Source organism: Pseudomonas sp. PVC-5-1, from assembly GCF_057444345.1.
Genome location: NZ_CM172024.1, coordinates 1,294,243 through 1,311,373, shown reverse-complemented (window position 1 = coordinate 1,311,373; position 17,131 = coordinate 1,294,243). Strand labels below are relative to the sequence as shown.

Here is a 17,131-nt window from a genome sequence, read left to right as displayed (position 1 = left end):
GCTCGGCCTCCTGAAGTCGCAATCGGCGGTGCCTGAACTACCGCGCGCTTAAAAAGCAAAAGCAAAAGCAACGGCAACGGCAACGGCAACGGCAACGGCAACGGCAACGGCAACGGCAGTTGGATGGTTCCGGGAACCTGGCGAATGTCACCGACCTCTCAATTCATAGGCCCTGTTAGGAGGACGCCGCCCCATGAAACACCTGACGCCTTGGTTATTGGCCGCCAGCCTGACTGCCTGCGGCGAAACCGCCCTGCTGAATGTACTCGACGGTAGTGGCCCAACCCCCCAGCTGCCTGCTCCGGTCAAGACCACCCTCCCCACCGTGAATATCGCCCCGGCAGTGGGCTGGCCCAAGGACGCCAAGCCCGAGACAGCACCAGGCACTCAGGTGAAAGCGTTCGCCAGCGGGCTCGACCACCCTCGCTGGCTATACCTGCTGCCCAACGGCGACGTCCTGGTGGCCGAAACCAATGCCCCGCCCAAGCCCGAAGATGGCAAGGGCCTGCGCGGCTGGGTCATGAAGAAGGTGATGAAGCGGGCAGGCGCAGGCGTACCTAGCGCAAACCGCATTACCCTGCTACGTGATGCCGACCACGACGGCGTGGCTGAAATCCGTACAACCTTCATCGAAGAGCTCAACTCACCGTTCGGCATGGCGCTGGTCGGCAAGGACCTGTATATCGCCAACACCGACAGGTTGCTGCGCTTTCACTATGAGCCCGGTGCCATGCAAATTCGCAATGAAGGCCAGCCAGTGGTCGAGTTGCCAGGCGGGCCGCTCAACCACCATTGGACCAAGAACGTGATCGCCAGCCCTGATAGCAAGAAGCTTTTCGTGACGGTCGGCTCCAACAGCAACGTAGGCGAAAACGGTATGGACAAGGAACAGGGGCGCGCCGCGATCTGGGAAGTGGACCCCACCAGCGGCCAGCACCGCCTGTTCGCCACCGGCCTGCGCAACCCTAACGGCCTGGCCTGGGAGCCGCACAGCGGTACGTTGTGGACGGCAGTCAACGAGCGTGACGAGATCGGTAGCGATCTGGTACCGGACTACATCACTTCCGTGAAGGACGGCGGTTTCTATGGCTGGCCCTATAGCTACTACGGCCGCCACGTGGACGAGCGCGTGCAACCGCCAGCGCCTGAAAAAGTTGCCCAGGCGCTGGTGCCCGACTACGCCGTAGGCCCACACACGGCATCGCTAGGGCTGGCATTCGCCGAACCGAACGGGCTACCACCGCCCTTCGAACAAGGGGCATTCGTGGGCCAGCACGGGTCGTGGAACCGCAAGCCACACAGTGGCTACAAGGTGATTTTCGTGCCGTTCGACCCATCAGGAAAGCCCTCGGGCAAGCCCGTAGACCTGCTTACCGGTTTTCTGGATGAGCATGGCAAGGCCCAAGGGCGCCCGGTCGGCGTAATCACCGACGGGCGTGGCGGCGTGCTGGTAGCCGATGATGTCGGCAACGTGGTCTGGCGGGTGAGCAAAGCCCCGCCTGTCCTCAGGGGTTCTGCGCCAGATGCCCTTGCGGAATGACGCGCTTGGCCTGCAGGTAAGCCTTGGCCCAGTAGCTGTTGGACAGGTAGTCCAGACGCACCGTGCCACCGCTGGAAGGTGCATGCACGAAGCGCCCTTCCCCGACATAGATGCCCGCATGGCTGACCTGCGAGCCGCCACTGGTGGCGAAGAACACCAGGTCGCCGGACTGCAGCGACTTGGCATCCACGGTTGGCGCGCGCATTACGATCATCTCACGCGTCGAACGCGGCAGGCTTATGCCGGCAGCATCACGATAGACGTACTTGATCAGGCCACTGCAATCGAAACCGGAGTCCGGCGTATTGCCACCCCAGCGATAAGGCGTGCCCACCAAGCCGATGGCACGCATCAGCACGTCATCGGCAATCGGCGAAGGGCTGGGCTGGCTATAGGTAACCTGCGGCTGTACCACAGGGGCCGGCGCAGGCGCACGGCTGGAGCAGGCAGCCAGCAAGGCTGCCAAGGAGAGAAATGCGAAGCGCGCCATCTTTACCATGGCCAGAACATCCTGTCTGAGTCCGCTGGGCCGCAGCCGAAAAGAGTTGAGAAATTAGATTAGACGCTTTCTATAAATGCGCACGGCGGCGAGCTTTTTTCAAAGCATCGCCGCCGCGGCAGGGTACATCATTTTGCCATCAGTTGCGCGCGATATTGGTGGTCGGCGCCATGGCCAAGGCACGCTTGGCTTCGATGAAGGTCTTGCTCCAGTAGCGGTCACCGAGGCTGTCGATGCGCACACCACCGCTGCGGCGGCTGCTGGAGTGAATGAACTGGTTGTCACCCAGGTAGATGCCAGCATGGCTGACGCGGCCGCGACCATTGGTGCTGAAAAACAGCAGGTCACCTGGCTTGAGTTTGTTGCGGGCCACTTTCGGGGCATCGACGTTGATCATTTCACGCGTGGAACGCGGCAGGGTCACACCCGCCTCTTCGCGGAACAGATAGCCGATGAAACCACTGCAGTCGAAGCCGGACTTCTCCGAGGTACCGCCGAAGCGATAGCGAGTGCCGATCAGCGACATGCCGCGCTCGAGAATGCTGTCAGCCAGAGCTGGCAACTGGTAAGGCTTGCTGCTGGAGAAGGTCTCCAGGTCATCTTCGGTAGCCAGCTCTTCCGGCTCGCCGAATACCGACGAGGAGGAGGCTTTGGCCTTGAAGGCCGATTGTGCGGCGATCGGGGAGTGATCCTGGGACTGCAGCTCTGAATGAGAAGCTGGGCCTTGGGCCGCGCAGCCAAAAAGCAGGGTCACGAGTGCGAGTGGCACGAGGGGTGCGAAGCGCTTCAGCATGGGCACGACCGTGTCTGTAATCCTTTAGAAGGGTGAAACTATGCCCTCTATCATGGCCATTTGCAAATTTTATCGAAAAAGATGTGACTTTTTCGTTTTGCCGCTCTGGCCCAGCGTTTTCGGGGTTACCAGCCCAGGGTTTCTTTGAGGAAAGGGATGGTGAGCTTGCGCTGTGCCTGCAACGAGGCCTGATCGAGGCGTTCCAGCAGGTCGAACAACGCGCTCATGCTGCGTGCGCCGCGGGTGAGGATGAAGTGGCCGACTTCGTCGGTAAGGTGCAGGCCACGGCGCGAAGCACGCAGTTGCAGGGCACGCAGCTTGTCTTCATCGGACAGGCCACGCATCTGGAACACCAGGGCCAGGGTCAGCCGCGACTTCAGGTCCGGCAGCTTGATCGGCAGTTCGCGCGGCGATGCCGAGGCGGCCAGCAGCAGGCGCCGGCCGCTGTCACGCAGGCGGTTGAACAGGTGGAACATGGCCTCTTCCCAGTCAGCCTTGCCTGCGATCACGTGCAGGTCGTCGATGCACACCAGTTCATACTGGGCCAGGTAGTCGAGCAGCCCTACGCCACGATCGAGCAATTGCGCCAGCGGCAGGTAGACGGCTGGCTCGCCGCGTTGCTGGAAGCGGTGGGTAGCGGCCTGTAGCAGGTGGGTACGGCCAACACCTTGCTTGCCCCACAGGTAGATAAGGCTCTCGGTCCAGCCGGCGTCGGCTTCGCATAGCCGCTCGACGTAGCCCAATGCCGCAGCATTGGCGCCCGGATAGTAGTTGATGAAGGTGGCGTCATCGCGCAGGCGCACACCCAGGGGCAACTGGATCGGTGGTTTCATGCTCGCGGGCGGTCGACAGGACCGCAGGGGGCCTTTGGTGAACAATGTGCAAAGTCTATACCCGCAGCGCGGGGCGCACAATCACGGCAGCGGATAGCACAAGTAAAATCAATGAGTTGCGCTTTTTTTGGCTATTTTGGGGCTGCTTTGCAACCCTTCACGGGCTTGTCCGCTCCCACAGGGGGCGCGTAAATCATGGGCTCAGCGACACATCTGTGGGAGCGGGCAAGCCCGCGAAGGGCCGCAACGCGGCCCCAATTTTCTTAACTGGCCGGCATTAAGGCGGCCCTGGGATCACAACTCCGGGTCGATATCCCCGGCATACATGTCCGATTCCTTGTACAAGTCATGCACATGCCGCAGCAGCACCATGATTACCGCCGCCACCGGCAGCGCCAGCAACACCCCGGTAAAGCCGAACAGCTCACCGCCGGCCAGGATCGCGAAAATCACCGCAACCGGGTGCAGGCCAATGCGGTCACCGACCAGCAGCGGGGTCAGCACCATGCCTTCCAGCGCCTGGCCGACCATGAACACTGCGACGATAGCCAGCATCGGGTACAGGTCGCCGCCAAACTGGAACAGGCCAGCCACCAGGGCCGCGCCGATGCCGATGATGAAACCCATGTACGGCACGATGGCAGCCAACCCGGCGAGCATGCCGATCAATAACCCCAGTTCCAGCCCCACCAGCATCAGCCCGGCCGAATAGATGATGCCCAGGGCCACCATCACCATCAATTGCCCGCGCACGAACGCCCCCAGCACCTCATGGCATTCGCCTGCAAGGCCCATCACTTGCGGCTCACGCTGGCGCGGCAGCAGGCCACGCAGCTTGGCCATCATCAGGTCCCAGTCGCGCAGCAGATAGAAACCCACCACCGGGATCAGCACCATGTTGGCCAGCCAGGCCATCAGCGCCAGGCTCGAGGCAGTGGCATGGGACAGCAGCACACCGACGATATCGGTGGTCTGGCCCATGTGCGTGCCGATGGCGGCCTTGATCTTGTCGAACTTCCAGAAGCCGTCAGCCAGGCCCAGGCGGCTCTGCACCCAGGGCAGCGCCACGTGCTCGAGCCAGTCGAGCATCTGCGGCGCCAGTTCGTACAGGCGCACCAGCTGCTTGGCCAGCAGCGGCACCAAAACCAGCAGCAAGGCCAGCAACAGCAAGGTGAACAGGCCGAACACCACCACTACGCCCCAGGTGCGCGACAGCCCCAGGCGCTCCAGGCGGTCGACCAGCGGGTCGGCCAGATAGGCCAGCAGCACGCCGACCAGGAACGGGGTAAGAATGTTGTGCAGGCTGTAAAGCAGCACGGCGACCAGCAGGGCAACGCCCAGCCAGATCCAACGACGTACGTCGGTCACGGTGTGCTCCCCTTACCAGCGAAAACGCAAACCGTCGAACGGCTTGGGTGCTGGCTGGGCCGGCACTGGTTGCCCGGCCCCGGCAGCGTCTGCCGGAGCTGGAGGGGGCTGCACAGCGGGCGCCTGCTCTACCGGTACTTCCTGCAGCTTGGCCAGGCCAAGCTGGGCACGCAACTGTTCGCGGTTGGCAGTCACGCCGTAGGTCAGGGTGCTGCCTTCGGCCATTTGCAGCCGCGGGCCGTAGGGTTCGAGCACGCGGGCCAGTTCGGCGTAGCGCTGCAGGTTCATCCCCTGCACTTGCACCTGCAACTGGCTGCTGGCCCCCGGGCGGGTGACGTAGCGCGGCGCCAGGCGGCTGCTGAGCGCCAGCATCACGGCGTCGGCCAGCGCTGCCGGGTCGGCACCTTCGGCAGTGCCTTGTTCACGCTGGTCGCCCAGCCAAAGCTGCCATTTGCCCTGCCATTTGCCATCGGCTTCCCGGGCATGCACCGCCAGCAAGGCATCGGCGCCGTAGCGCCCTGAGGCTTCGCGCAGCGCCGCAGGGTCACCGCCTTCGATCTGCTCGGCATTGGCCACCAGTTGCTCCTGCAGGTCGGCCAGCGGCAGGCGCAACGGCAGGCCACGGTGCTGGGCGGCACGACGCAGGGGTTGGGCGCTGGCCTGGCCGTCACCTACCAGGTTGCTGCCTTCGACACTGTCGTTCAGCCACCAGCCGAGAATCGAGGGGCGGTTGCTGCCCCACAAGGCCAGGCCGGCCTTGCGCAAGGCCCGTTCGGTACTGCCAGGGTCGAACTCGACCAACACCGACTCGGGTGGCCCGGCTTCGCTGGCGACCTGGTTGATGATTTGCTGCGGGTCCTTGCGCAAAGCGGCCAATGCCGGGCTTTGCGCCGCCTTGGGGTCGCCGGTCAGGCGCGTTACCAGGGTATCGAGAGCCTGGATGGTAGCCGCGGCACGGGCTTCGGCGCCCTGCCCTGTGACCGGCTCGCGCACCTGGTAAAGGCCGGTGACATTTTCAGCCTGGGCACTGGCCGAGATCAGGGCCAGACAACCGGCTGCCAGAATATTGAAGAGACGCATGGAGGATTCCTGTCCATTTACCGCAATGCCTATACCTTATACACGGGGGCGAAAGGTAACCAGTCGCGAGGATGAAAGATTGGTTGCGGAGATTGCCTGGGAAATGTGATGGGTCTGACAGGTGCTCGCCGCAACAGGTTCAGCGCCTGCGCGTGCATGGCGCGGCCCTTGTGGCGTACACCCCCAACTTTTTACCTATTTTCATGCCCTGCCCGTCGGCCTGAGGATGGCCGCTGCCCGGCAACCCTGATAAAATCGCGCGCCTTCACAGACCACTGACGTTTCAGGCAGCCGCCGCTTACCAGCCGGCCTTGGCCGTCATGGTCGTTTTTAAGAATCCCTCCCTCCTAAAGGCCTGGATCAATGAGCAAGCAACCCTCCCTGAGCTACAAGGACGCCGGTGTAGACATCGACGCCGGCGAAGCACTGGTCGAACGCATCAAGGGCGTGGCAAAACGCACCGCACGCCCTGAAGTCATGGGTGGCCTGGGCGGCTTCGGCGCCCTCTGCGAGATCCCGGCCGGCTACAAGCAGCCGGTGCTGGTCTCCGGTACCGACGGCGTCGGCACCAAGCTGCGTCTGGCACTGAACCTGAACAAGCACGACAGCATCGGCCAGGACCTGGTCGCCATGTGCGTCAACGACCTGGTAGTGTGCGGCGCCGAGCCACTGTTCTTCCTCGACTACTATGCCACCGGCAAACTGAACGTCGACGTGGCCGCCACCGTGGTCACCGGCATCGGTGCCGGCTGCGAACTGGCCGGCTGCTCGCTGGTCGGTGGTGAAACCGCCGAAATGCCTGGCATGTACGAAGGCGAAGACTACGACCTGGCCGGCTTCTGCGTCGGCGTGGTGGAAAAGGCCGAGATCATCGACGGCTCCAAGGTTGCCACCGGCGACGCACTGATCGCCCTGCCGTCCTCGGGACCGCACTCCAACGGCTACTCGCTGATCCGCAAGATCCTCGAAGTGTCCGCCACCGACATCGAGAACACCCAGCTGGACGGCAAGCCGCTGACCGACCTGCTGATGGCTCCGACCCGCATCTACGTCAAGCCGCTGCTGCAACTGATCAAGAACACCGGCGCGGTCAAGGCCATGGCCCACATCACCGGTGGCGGCCTGCTGGACAACATCCCGCGCGTACTGCCGGCCAACGCCCAGGCGGTCATCGACGTGGCCAGCTGGCAGCGCCCGGCGGTGTTCGACTTCCTGCAGGAAAAAGGCAACGTCGACGAGCATGAAATGCACCGCGTGCTGAACTGCGGCGTCGGCATGGTCATCTGCGTGGCCCAGGACCAGGTAGAAGCAGCCCTGAACGAACTGCGCGCCGCTGGCGAGCAGCCATGGGTGATCGGCCACATCGCCGAAGCCGCCGAAGGCGCTGCCCAGGTCGAGCTGCAAAACCTCAAGGCACACTGATGCCAAGCAAGACCTGCAATGTAGTGGTATTGCTGTCGGGCTCCGGCAGCAACCTGCAAGCCCTGATCGACAGCTGCCAAGGCCAGGACAGCCCGGTGCGCATCTGTGCAGTGGTTTCCAACCGCGCCGACGCATACGGCCTGCAACGCGCCGCGGCGGCCGGCATCGACAGCGTCGTGCTCGAGCACACCCAGTTCGACGGCCGTGAAGCCTTCGATGCCGCGCTGATGGCGCGCATCGACGGTTTCGCCCCCGACCTGGTGGTGCTGGCCGGTTTCATGCGCATCCTCAGTGGCGACTTCGTGCGCCACTACCAGGGCCGCCTGCTCAACATCCACCCGTCGCTGCTGCCCAAGTACAAGGGCTTGCATACCCACCGTCGGGCGCTGGAGGCAGGCGACGGCGAGCACGGCTGCAGCGTACACTTCGTGACTGAGGAACTCGATGGCGGCCCTCTGGTCGTACAGGCTGTGGTGCCGGTGGTGCCTGACGACACCGTCGAAAGCCTGGCCCAGCGGGTACACCGCCAGGAACACCTGATTTACCCGCTGGCAGTGCGCTGGTTCGCCGAAGGGCGCTTGCGTCTTGGCGAACAGGGTGCATTACTGGATGGCCAGCCACTGGCGGCCAGCGGTCACTTGATTCGATCCTAGGAGAATTTATGCGTCGCGCCCTGCTCTTGGCTCTCGCCGTGCTCGCCCTGCCCCTCCAGGCAGCTGATCTGAAGCCTTTCTCGGCCAGCTATACCGCAGACTGGAAGCAACTGCCCATGAGCGGCACCGCCGAGCGCAGCCTGGTCAAGAATGCCAACGGTACCTGGGACCTTAATTTCAAGGCCTCCATGATGATCGCCAGCCTGACCGAGCAAAGCACCCTGCGCATGGACAACGACACCCTGCTGCCACAGAAGTACCACTTCGAGCGTGGTGGCCTGGGCAAGGCCAAGAAGGTCGACCTGACTTTCGACTGGAACAGCAAAAAGGTCACCGGCAGCGACCGTGGCGATGCCATCAACCTGCCGCTGAACCGTGGTGTGCTGGACAAGTCGTCCTACCAGTTGGCCCTGCAACATGACTTGGCCGCCGGCAAGAAGAGCATGACCTACCAGGTGGTCGATGGTGACGAGATCGACACCTACGACTTCCGCGTGCTGGGCACCGAAAAGGTCACTACCAAGACTGGCCAGGTCGATGCGGTGAAGGTCGAGCGCGTGCGCGACCCAAGCCAGAGCAAGCGCATCACCGAGCTGTGGTTCGCCAAGAACTGGGACTACCTGCTGGTGCAACTGCGCCAGGTCGAGACCGATGGCAAGGAATACGTGATCGTCCTGCAGGATGGCACGGTCGATGGCAAGCCGGTGAAGGGCAACTGAGCCAGCGCTGCCAGCAGTACCCGAAGCCCCGCCTTGTGCGGGGCTTTTTTCTGCCGGCCTTGCACCGACGCCTGTAGGAGCGGCCTTGTGTCGCGATGGGGCGCGCAGCGGCCCCAGGATCTTTGCCTCAACGCAAGATTGCCGGGGCCGCTGCGCGCCCCATCGCGACACAAGGCCGCTCCTACAAAAGTGCACCTGCCGGCCCAAAGGCTGATCATGAAACTTGTTTCATGCCTGTTTTATTTACTTAGCCTGCTAACAAACTCTATAAAGAGGTTGTGCGACATAGTGTCGCAGCCAACTGAAGCAGTGGAGTTTAACGATGACAGTCCAAGTAACCGAACGCGACGAATCGAAAATGTCCCACGAAGGCCTGGCCGCTGGTGTGCGGATCTGGGATGTGCACCAACAGGGCCAACTGGTGGGGATGTTCCACAACGAACATGAAGCGCATCAGTACCGTACAGAGCTGGAAAACCTGGAAAACCAGCGCGCCACGCAATGACCCATCTTCAAATGAAAAACCCCGCCAAGGCGGGGTTTTTCGTGGTTACCACATCAGATCATCAGGGATCTTGTAGGCTGCGTACGGGTCGTCCTCGTCCGCTTCCTCGACATGGGTGTTCAGCAGCAGGACACGGCCAGGGTCGCGCTCCTGGATCTTCAATGCCGCCTCCCGAGGGATCACCTCATAGCCGCCGGCAAACGACACCACGGCCAACGCACCATTACTCAGCTTGGTCCGCATCAGGGCATTGACGGCAATGCGCTTGACCTTCTTGTCGTCGACGAAGTTGTAGTAGTCCTCGGTGCTCAGCTTCGGCAGGCGAGTCGCTTCGATCAACTGCTTGATCTGCGCGGCGCGGGCCTTCTGCTCGGCTTTTTCCTGCTGCTGGCGGTTCAGTTCCTGGTCACGCTTGGCCTTCTCGGCCATGGCTTCCTTGGCCATGCGCTGCTGGCTGTCGTCCACCTCGACCTGGCCTTTGTGCTCCAGGCGTTTCTGTTTCTTCTCGGCCTTGTTGGCCTGGGAAACCTGTTTCTGGTTGACCAGACCGGCTTTGAGCAGTTGGTCGCGAAGGGAAAGGCTCATGAATGTTCACTCACTTATGCAACAGCTCAGCCGCAGCTGGGCAGGTTCTTTTCCTGACGTTTGGCTTCACCCCAAAGGGCATCCAGTTCATCAAGGTTACAATCTTCGATGGGGCGGCCACTGTCGCGCAATGCCTGTTCGATGAAGCGGAAACGCCGCTCGAACTTGCGATTGGCACGGCGCAGGGCGTGTTCCGGGTCATGTTTGAGGTGGCGGGCCAGGTTGACGGCGGCAAACAGCAGGTCGCCGATTTCATCCTCGAGCGCATCGGCATCGCCGTCGGCCATGGCCTGCAGCACTTCGTCCAGCTCTTCGCGCACCTTGTCCAGCACCGGCAATGCCGCAGGCCAGTCGAAACCGACCGTGGCCGCGCGCTTTTGCAGTTTGGCTGCCCGCGACAACGCCGGCAATGCCGCTGGTACGTCGTCGAGCAACGACAGCTGTTCGGGCTGGCTCTTTTCCGCGCGCTCTTCAGCCTTGATTTCTTCCCAGCGTGACTTGACCTGGGCCTCGTTCAGGCTGGGGGTGTCCACCGGCGCATACAGCTCGCCGGTGGGGAATACATGCGGGTGACGGCGAATGAGCTTGCGGGTGATGCTGTCGACCACGCCGTCGAACTCGAAACGCCCCTCCTCGCGGGCCAGCTGGCTGTAGTAGACCACCTGGAACAGCAGGTCGCCCAGCTCACCTTGCAGGTGCTCGAAGTCGCCACGCTCGATGGTATCGGCAACCTCGTAGGCCTCTTCGATGGTGTGCGGGACGATGCTCGCGTAGTTCTGCTTCAGGTCCCACGGGCAGCCGTACTGCGGGTCGCGCAGGCGGGCCATGAGGTGCAGCAGGTCTTCGAGGGTGTAGGTCATTCAGGCAGGTCCTTCGGTGGTGGCTTCTTCGCGGGCTTGCCCGCTCCCACAGGATGCATGCAGGTTTCGAAATCTGCATCTTGCCTGTGGGAGCGGGCAAGCCCGCGAAGCAGGCACCGCGGTCTCAAGGTGTACGATTACGCCGCGTCTCGATGATGTTGGGCAACTGCGAGATCCGCCCCAGCAGGCGCCCCAGCGCATCCAGGCCTGGAATCTCGATGGTCAGCGACATCAGCGCGGTGTTGTCTTCCTTGTTCGAGCGGGTGTTCACCGCCAGCACGTTGATCTTTTCGTTCAGCAGCACTTGCGACACATCGCGCAGCAAGCCCGGGCGGTCGTAGGCACGGATGACGATGTCGACCGGGTAGGTCTGCACCGGGATCGGCCCCCAGCTTACCTGGATCATGCGCTCCGGTTCCTTGCCCGCCAACTGCAGCACCGAAGCGCAGTCCTGGCGGTGGATGCTCACACCGCGGCCCTGAGTGATGTAGCCGACGATGGCGTCGCCCGGCAGCGGCTGGCAGCAGCCGGCCATCTGCGTCAGCAGGTTGCCGACACCCTGGATCTGGATGTCGCCACGCTTGCCGGTACGCGGCCCGGTGGGCTTGCGCGGTACCAGTTCGATCTGCTCGATGCGCTCGGGCTCAAGCAGCTGCTGGGCGGCGTTGACCAGGTGCGCCAGGCGCAGGTCGCCGGCACCGAGCGAGGCGAACATGTCCTCGGCGGTCTTGACGTTGGTCTTCTCGGCCAGGCGCTCGAAATCCACCTGCGGCAGGCCCAGGCGGCTGAGCTCGCGTTCGAGCAAGGTCTTGCCGGCAGCGACGTTCTGATCGCGTGCCTGCAGCTTGAACCAGTGCACGATCTTGGCCCGTGCCCGCGAGGTAGTGACGTAGCCCAGGTTGGAGTTCAACCAGTCACGGCTGGGATTGCCGTGCTTGCTGGTAATGATCTCGACCTGCTCGCCGGTCTGCAGGCTGTAGTTGAGCGGCACGATGCGCCCGTTGATCTTGGCGCCGCGGCAGTTGTGGCCGATTTCGGTGTGCACGCGGTAGGCGAAGTCCAGCGGCGTGGCACCCTTTGGCAAGTCGATGGCGTGGCCGTCCGGGGTGAACACATAGACCCGGTCCGGCTCGATGTCGACCCGCAACTGCTCGGCCAGGCCACCGATGTCGCCCAGCTCTTCGTGCCACTCCAGCACCTGGCGCAGCCAGGAGATCTTCTCTTCGTAATGGTTGGAACTGGACTTGACGTCGGTGCCCTTGTAGCGCCAGTGGGCACATACCCCAAGCTCGGCTTCCTCGTGCATGCCGTGGGTACGGATCTGCACTTCCAGCACCTTGCCCTCGGGGCCGATCACCGCGGTGTGCAGCGAGCGATAGCCGTTCTCCTTGGGGTTGGCGATGTAATCGTCAAACTCCTTGGGGATATGCCGCCACAGGGTATGCACGATGCCCAACGCGGTGTAGCAGTCGCGAATTTCCGGCACCAGTACGCGTACCGCGCGCACGTCGTAGATCTGGCTGAATTCCAGGCCTTTGCGCTGCATCTTGCGCCAGATCGAATAGATATGTTTCGCCCGGCCGCTGATGTCGGCCTTGACGCCAGTGGCCAGCAGCTCGTTCTGCAGCTGGTTCATAACCTCGCTGATGAACCGCTCGCGGTCCAGCCGGCGCTCGTGCAGCAGCTTGGCGATCTGTTTGTACTGGTCGGGTTCGAGGTAGCGGAAGGAAAGGTCTTCCAGCTCCCACTTGATGTGGCCGATACCCAGGCGGTGCGCCAGCGGCGCATAGATATCGAACACCTCGCGCGCGACACGCAGGCGTTTCTCGTCGTCGGCGGCCTTGACCGCACGGATCGCGCAGGTGCGCTCGGCCAGCTTGATCAGCGCCACGCGCACGTCGTCGACCATGGCCACGAGCATCTTGCGCAGGTTCTCGACCTGCGCCTGCGAGCCCAGCACCAGCGATTGGCGCGGGCTGAGGCTGGCGCTGATGGCGGCCATGCGCAGCACACCGTCGATCAGCTTGGACACTACCGGGCCAAAGCGCTGGCTGACCTCGGCCAGCGTCACCTTGCCCTCGCGCACCGAGCGGTAGATGACCGCCGCCACCAGGGAATCCTGGTCGAGCTTGAGGTCGGCTAGGATTTCCGCGATCTCAAGGCCCGCCTGGAAGCTGGACGTACCGTCCGCCCAGGAATGCTTGGCCGGGTTGCCCTTTTTCTCGACTTCATGGGCAAACTCGCAGGCCTCTTTCAGCGCTGCGCGATCCAGTGCCGAATCGACGCTTACCACATGGTCCAACCATGCTTCGAGATTGATACTGCCGTCGGTGTTGACCGGCTGGTGCACTCTCACCTGTACCATCTTTGTTTTACCTTTCCATACAGCACACCACACGGGTGCGCTGGCGATCACCGTGCGGCCACCATTCCATGAAAGCCGCACCAAGGGGCCAGTCAGCTAGCCCGCTTCGAATAACGCCATGGCCTCGACATGCGCCGTCTGAGGAAACATGTCGAGAATCCCGGCCCTTTTTAACCGGTACCCCTGGCCGACCAGCACCTGCGCGTCTCGCGCCAGCGTGGCCGGGTTGCACGATACATAGACCAGCCTTCTGGCCTTGAGGCGGGCGATGCCTTGCACCACCTCGAAAGCACCGTCGCGCGGTGGATCCAAGAGTACCGCAGAAAAGCCCTCGGCGGCCCATCCGGCACCCGCCAAAGGCTGCGATAAATCGGCCTGAAAAAACCGTGCGTTATGCACATTGTTGTTCCGGGCATTGGCCGCGGCCCGATCGACCATGGCCTGCACTCCTTCCACTGCCACTACCTCGCGCGCCTGCCGGGCCAGTGGCAGGGCGAAGTTGCCCAGGCCGCAGAACAGGTCCAGCACGCGCTCGTCGGCCTGCGGTGCGAGCCAGGCCAGCGCCTGCTCTATCATTGCCGTGTTGACCTGGGCATTCACCTGTACGAAGTCACCTGGGCGCCAGGCCAGTTCCAACTGCCAGGGCGCCAAGGCAAAGCCCAGCTGCGCGGCCGGGTCCACTGGCGCCGGCTCCCCTTCGCCCTGCAGCCACAACTGGGCATTGGCCTGTTCGCAGAACGCCTGCAGCCTGGCCAGGTCTTCGGCGGGCAACGGCGCGACATGGCGCACCAGCAGCGCCTCGGCAGTACCGCTGAACAGTTCCACATGGCCCAGCGCCTGCGGCTTGCTCAGCGAGCGCAGCACGGTCGGTAAATGGCGCAGAATCGACTGCAAGGGCTGTACCAGCACCGCGCAATCGTCGATGGCAATGATGTCCTGGCTGGCTTCGGCACGGAAGCCGACCTCCAGCTGACGCGCCTTGGCGTCCCAGCGCACGGCCACGCGGGCGCGGCGCCGGTAGCCGAACTCCGGCCCACTCAGCGGTGCGGCCCATTCCTCGGGCTGCACGCCGGCCACCCGCTGAAGCTGCTCTGCCAGGGTGCGCTGCTTGAGCGCCAGCTGCGCTTCGTGCGGCAGGTGCTGCAGGTTGCAGCCTCCGCAACGTTCGTAATACCGGCACGGTGCCTGACGGCGTTCGGGGCTGGCCTGCAGCAGGCGCTCCAGGCGGGCCTCGACCACTTTGCCACGGGCATTGAGCACCCGCGCCTCGACGGCCTCACCGGCCAGGGCGCCGCTGACGAACCAGGTGCGCCCTTCGTGGAAGGCAATGCCCCGGCCATCACCGGCCAGGCGCTCGATTTCCAGGCGCTGCTTCTTGCCCACCGGGACCTGGGGGCTGCGGTTGCCGCCAGCCGGCTGGAAGCGCAGGCCGCTGTTGCTTTTCTTCTTGGACATTTAGCTCGGGTCGAACAGGCCGGTGGACAGGTAACGGTCGCCGCGGTCGCAGATGATCGCGACCATCGTGGCATTTTCCACCTCGCGGGACAGGCGCAGCATGGCCGCGACTGCACCACCGGAAGACACGCCGCAGAAAATGCCCTCTTCACGGGCAAGGCGGCGGGTGGTTTCCTCGGCTTCCTGCTGCGACATGTCGACCACGCGGTCGACACGGCTGGCGTCGAAGATTTTCGGCAGGTATTCCTCGGGCCAGCGGCGGATGCCCGGAATTGCCGAGCCCTCCATTGGTTGCAGGCCAATGATCTGCACCGCCGGGTTTTGTTCCTTGAGGTACTGCGAGCAGCCCATGATGGTACCGGTGGTACCCATGGAGCTGACGAAATGGGTGATGGTGCCCTGGGTCTGCTGCCAGATCTCGGGGCCGGTGCTGTTGTAGTGGGCGATGGGGTTGTCGCCGTTGGCGAACTGGTCCAGCACCAGGCCGCGGCCTTCGGCCTGCAGCTTCTCGGCCAGGTCACGGGCGCCCTCCATGCCCTCTTCCTTGGTCACCAGGATCAGCTCGGCGCCGTAGGCGGTCATGGCGGCCTTGCGTTCGGCGGTGGAGTTGTCGGGCATGATCAGGATCATCTTGTAGCCCTTGATCGCCGCAGCCATCGCCAAGGCGATGCCGGTGTTGCCGGAGGTGGCTTCGATCAGGGTATCGCCGGGCTTGATCTGGCCGCGCAGTTCGGCGCGGGTGATCATCGACAGTGCCGGGCGGTCCTTCACCGAGCCGGCGGGATTGTTACCTTCGAGCTTGAGCAGGAGGGTGTTGCTGGTTTCGCCAGCGATACGCTGCAGGCGAACCAGGGGCGTATTGCCGACGCAATCGGCGATGGTTGGGTACTGCAAGGTCATGGCGTATTTCACAATCCGGACGGCAGGGGTGCCTATCATACCGGCAAACCCTTCCCGGCCATATCACGCAATCTGTGATGAATATAGCTACAAGCTATATCGATAGCCTGTACCGGCCTCTTCGCGGGCACGCCCGCTCCCACAGGGATTGCGCTGCACTCAAGATAAATGCTGTACCTGTGGGACCGGGCGTGCCCGCGAAGGGGCCGGCACATGTAACGGCAATCTCATCCACAGCCGCAGCCCATGCTTGCCATTCTGCGCCCACAAGGTGCCACCCTGACGCTGGATGGCACTGCGGGCGATGCTCAGCCCCAGGCCGAAACCACCATCCCCGGGCCGCGAACCGTCCAGCCGTGAGAACGGTGCAAAGATCCGCTCCAGGTCTTCTTCAGCCACGCCACCGCCTTCGTCTTCCAGCCACAACCGCCAATACCCGCCTTCACGCTGCCCACCGAGGCGCACCACACCCTCGGCCGGCGAGTGACGAATGGCATTGCGCAACATGTTCTCCAGCGCCTGGGCCAGGTAGTTCAGGTTGCCCTGCACCCAGCAGTCCGCCGGCACTTCGCAGCGCAGCCGCGCCGGTGCCCAGCCGCTTTCGTAACTGGCATTCTCGGCCAGCAGCTCCCACAGCGCCTGCACCTCGATCGGCTCAAGGTTCATCGGCGCACGTTCGGCGTCCTGCCAGGCCAGTTGCAGGGTATCCTCGACCAGCTGCTGCATGCAGTCCACCTCCCGTGTCAGGCGTTCACGCAGGCGCTGCAGGTCGGTTTCACCATCGCAGGCCACCCGCAGCCGGCTGAGTGGCGTACGCATTTCGTGAGACAGATCACGCAGCAACTGCTGCTGCATGGCTACCGTGCCCTGCAGCCGCTCGGCCATCTGGTCGAAGGCACGGGCCAGTTCACCCAGCTCGTCATGCCGGGCGATGGTGCGTGAGTCGAGGCGAGCCGACAACTGGTCGGCGCGCCAGGCATTGGCCTGCTCGCGCAATTGGTTCAACGGCACGATCAGCATGCGATAAAGGCCAACGCACAACAGCAGGGTGAACAGACCCGGGATGATGCCGTTGGTGATGATACGCCACAGCATCCGGTACTGGCCGGGGTTGAAGCGCTGCGGCAGTTCGATCACCAACATGCCCTGCTCCGGTGCCCCCGGGAACGGTATGCGCAACCACGGCTGGTCGACGCTGCGCCGGCTCATCGGCCAGTCGACACCGCGCAGGCGGGTCAACCGCTGCATGATCTGCGGGTCGAGGCTGGCGCTGTCGAGCGGCCGCAGGTTCAGGTCGAGCACGCCGACCCAGCCGCGTTCGCGCTGGTGCATCGTCGCCACCCAGCGGTCCAGCCCTGCCCGCCCACCACTGCGCCATGCCTGCTCGGCCTCGGCGGCATAGCCACGCAAAGCCTGCCGCGCCGGCTCCGAAAGGAAGGCGTTCTGGGTCTCCATGTGCCGGCCCCAGGTGTAACTGAGGCCGATCATCAGCAGGCAGAAGCCCACCAGCAGGATCGCCAGCTTCCAGAACAGCGAATGGCGGTCGAGCATGGG

Annotated in this window: 16 protein-coding genes; 5 read left to right on the top strand and 11 right to left on the bottom strand. The window is 63.5% G+C overall.

From position 1 onward, the window contains the following. The first annotated feature begins 193 nt into the window (after nt 1-193). Nucleotides 194-1,540 carry a PQQ-dependent sugar dehydrogenase gene (locus AC2T3R_RS06040; protein ID WP_486744774.1) on the top strand — a complete coding sequence of 449 codons (1,347 nt, stop codon included), beginning with the start codon at nt 194-196 and terminating at the stop codon, nt 1,538-1,540. Here the strand turns inward: AC2T3R_RS06040 and AC2T3R_RS06035 are convergent. From AC2T3R_RS06035 to AC2T3R_RS06015, 5 genes are all read right to left on the bottom strand, one after another. Further along, nucleotides 1,506-2,039, bottom strand: a complete 534-nt coding sequence (locus AC2T3R_RS06035) for a C40 family peptidase (protein WP_013971371.1) — start codon at nt 2,037-2,039, stop codon at nt 1,506-1,508. The genes AC2T3R_RS06040 and AC2T3R_RS06035 overlap by 35 nt on opposite strands. 139 nt (nt 2,040-2,178) lie before the next feature. Next, nucleotides 2,179-2,832, bottom strand: a complete 654-nt coding sequence (locus tag AC2T3R_RS06030; RefSeq protein WP_015269239.1) for a C40 family peptidase — start codon at nt 2,830-2,832, stop codon at nt 2,179-2,181. A 125-nt stretch (nt 2,833-2,957) separates the two neighbouring features. Then, nucleotides 2,958-3,665: a DnaA regulatory inactivator Hda gene (gene hda / locus AC2T3R_RS06025; protein ID WP_013971369.1), complete on the bottom strand. Its 708-nt coding sequence runs from the start codon at nt 3,663-3,665 to the stop codon at nt 2,958-2,960. Between the two features lie 294 nt (nt 3,666-3,959). Then, nucleotides 3,960-5,033: an AI-2E family transporter gene (locus AC2T3R_RS06020; protein ID WP_410953554.1), complete on the bottom strand. Its 1,074-nt coding sequence runs from the start codon at nt 5,031-5,033 to the stop codon at nt 3,960-3,962. A gap of 12 nt (nt 5,034-5,045) precedes the next feature. After that, the gene (locus tag AC2T3R_RS06015; protein ID WP_486744773.1) at nt 5,046-6,113 is read right to left on the bottom strand and encodes a DUF2066 domain-containing protein; all 1,068 of its coding nucleotides are present in this window, start codon (nt 6,111-6,113) and stop codon (nt 5,046-5,048) included. Between the two features lie 363 nt (nt 6,114-6,476). Between AC2T3R_RS06015 and purM the strand changes: the two genes are divergently transcribed. The 4 genes from purM (at nt 6,477) to AC2T3R_RS05995 (ending at nt 9,412) form a co-directional block, all read left to right on the top strand. Further along, entirely contained in the window at nt 6,477-7,535 is a 1,059-nt protein-coding gene (gene purM, locus AC2T3R_RS06010; RefSeq protein WP_013971366.1) for a phosphoribosylformylglycinamidine cyclo-ligase, read from the top strand. Next, nucleotides 7,535-8,188: a phosphoribosylglycinamide formyltransferase gene (purN, locus tag AC2T3R_RS06005; RefSeq protein ID WP_410953553.1), complete on the top strand. Its 654-nt coding sequence runs from the start codon at nt 7,535-7,537 to the stop codon at nt 8,186-8,188. Before purM ends, purN begins: the two co-directional genes overlap by 1 nt. An 8-nt stretch (nt 8,189-8,196) precedes the next feature. Continuing rightward, complete coding sequence (locus AC2T3R_RS06000) at nt 8,197-8,907, top strand: DUF3108 domain-containing protein (protein ID WP_023662920.1); 711 nt, start codon at nt 8,197-8,199, stop codon at nt 8,905-8,907. Between the two features lie 322 nt (nt 8,908-9,229). After that, complete coding sequence (locus tag AC2T3R_RS05995; RefSeq protein ID WP_003257734.1) at nt 9,230-9,412, top strand: hypothetical protein; 183 nt, start codon at nt 9,230-9,232, stop codon at nt 9,410-9,412. Nucleotides 9,413-9,457: 45 nt separating this feature from the next. On the opposite strand, the gene AC2T3R_RS05990 is transcribed toward AC2T3R_RS05995, so the two are convergent. The 6 genes from AC2T3R_RS05990 to AC2T3R_RS05965 all read right to left on the bottom strand — a co-directional run bounded on the left by AC2T3R_RS05990 (nt 9,458) and on the right by AC2T3R_RS05965 (nt 17,128). Beyond that, nucleotides 9,458-9,997 (bottom strand): DUF2058 domain-containing protein, encoded by a 540-nt coding sequence (locus AC2T3R_RS05990; protein ID WP_013971362.1) that lies wholly within the window; start codon nt 9,995-9,997, stop codon nt 9,458-9,460. A 26-nt stretch (nt 9,998-10,023) separates the two neighbouring features. Next, nucleotides 10,024-10,857 (bottom strand): nucleoside triphosphate pyrophosphohydrolase, encoded by an 834-nt coding sequence (mazG, locus tag AC2T3R_RS05985; RefSeq protein WP_013971361.1) that lies wholly within the window; start codon nt 10,855-10,857, stop codon nt 10,024-10,026. A gap of 124 nt (nt 10,858-10,981) precedes the next feature. Next, nucleotides 10,982-13,222 (bottom strand): GTP diphosphokinase, encoded by a 2,241-nt coding sequence (gene relA / locus AC2T3R_RS05980; protein ID WP_015269231.1) that lies wholly within the window; start codon nt 13,220-13,222, stop codon nt 10,982-10,984. Between the two features lie 96 nt (nt 13,223-13,318). Continuing rightward, nucleotides 13,319-14,677, bottom strand: coding sequence for a 23S rRNA (uracil(1939)-C(5))-methyltransferase RlmD (gene rlmD / locus AC2T3R_RS05975; RefSeq protein ID WP_061551293.1), 1,359 nt, complete (start codon nt 14,675-14,677; stop codon nt 13,319-13,321). Next, nucleotides 14,678-15,577: a cysteine synthase CysM gene (gene cysM, locus AC2T3R_RS05970; protein ID WP_023662461.1), complete on the bottom strand. Its 900-nt coding sequence runs from the start codon at nt 15,575-15,577 to the stop codon at nt 14,678-14,680. A gap of 159 nt (nt 15,578-15,736) precedes the next feature. Then, a complete protein-coding gene (locus AC2T3R_RS05965; RefSeq protein WP_486744772.1) occupies nt 15,737-17,128 on the bottom strand; it encodes a histidine kinase sensor domain-containing protein in 1,392 nt (463 codons plus the stop codon). Nucleotides 17,129-17,131: the final 3 nt, after the last annotated feature.

What these genes read in the sequence shown, in the direction of transcription:
- AC2T3R_RS06000 (WP_023662920.1), top strand. Translation starts at nt 8,197, where the DNA reads ATGCGTCGCGCCCTGCTCTTGGCTCTCGCCGTGCTCGCCCTGCCCCTC.
- purN (WP_410953553.1), top strand. Translation starts at nt 7,535, where the DNA reads ATGCCAAGCAAGACCTGCAATGTAGTGGTATTGCTGTCGGGCTCCGGC.
- AC2T3R_RS06030 (WP_015269239.1), bottom strand. Translation starts at nt 2,832, where the DNA reads ATGCTGAAGCGCTTCGCACCCCTCGTGCCACTCGCACTCGTGACCCTG.
- relA (WP_015269231.1), bottom strand. Translation starts at nt 13,222, where the DNA reads ATGGTACAGGTGAGAGTGCACCAGCCGGTCAACACCGACGGCAGTATC.
- AC2T3R_RS06015 (WP_486744773.1), bottom strand. Translation starts at nt 6,113, where the DNA reads ATGCGTCTCTTCAATATTCTGGCAGCCGGTTGTCTGGCCCTGATCTCG.
- AC2T3R_RS05995 (WP_003257734.1), top strand. Translation starts at nt 9,230, where the DNA reads ATGACAGTCCAAGTAACCGAACGCGACGAATCGAAAATGTCCCACGAA.
- cysM (WP_023662461.1), bottom strand. Translation starts at nt 15,577, where the DNA reads ATGACCTTGCAGTACCCAACCATCGCCGATTGCGTCGGCAATACGCCC.
- AC2T3R_RS06035 (WP_013971371.1), bottom strand. Translation starts at nt 2,039, where the DNA reads ATGGTAAAGATGGCGCGCTTCGCATTTCTCTCCTTGGCAGCCTTGCTG.
- AC2T3R_RS05965 (WP_486744772.1), bottom strand. Translation starts at nt 17,128, where the DNA reads ATGCTCGACCGCCATTCGCTGTTCTGGAAGCTGGCGATCCTGCTGGTG.
- rlmD (WP_061551293.1), bottom strand. Translation starts at nt 14,677, where the DNA reads ATGTCCAAGAAGAAAAGCAACAGCGGCCTGCGCTTCCAGCCGGCTGGC.
- AC2T3R_RS05990 (WP_013971362.1), bottom strand. Translation starts at nt 9,997, where the DNA reads ATGAGCCTTTCCCTTCGCGACCAACTGCTCAAAGCCGGTCTGGTCAAC.
- hda (WP_013971369.1), bottom strand. Translation starts at nt 3,665, where the DNA reads ATGAAACCACCGATCCAGTTGCCCCTGGGTGTGCGCCTGCGCGATGAC.
- mazG (WP_013971361.1), bottom strand. Translation starts at nt 10,857, where the DNA reads ATGACCTACACCCTCGAAGACCTGCTGCACCTCATGGCCCGCCTGCGC.
- AC2T3R_RS06040 (WP_486744774.1), top strand. Translation starts at nt 194, where the DNA reads ATGAAACACCTGACGCCTTGGTTATTGGCCGCCAGCCTGACTGCCTGC.
- purM (WP_013971366.1), top strand. Translation starts at nt 6,477, where the DNA reads ATGAGCAAGCAACCCTCCCTGAGCTACAAGGACGCCGGTGTAGACATC.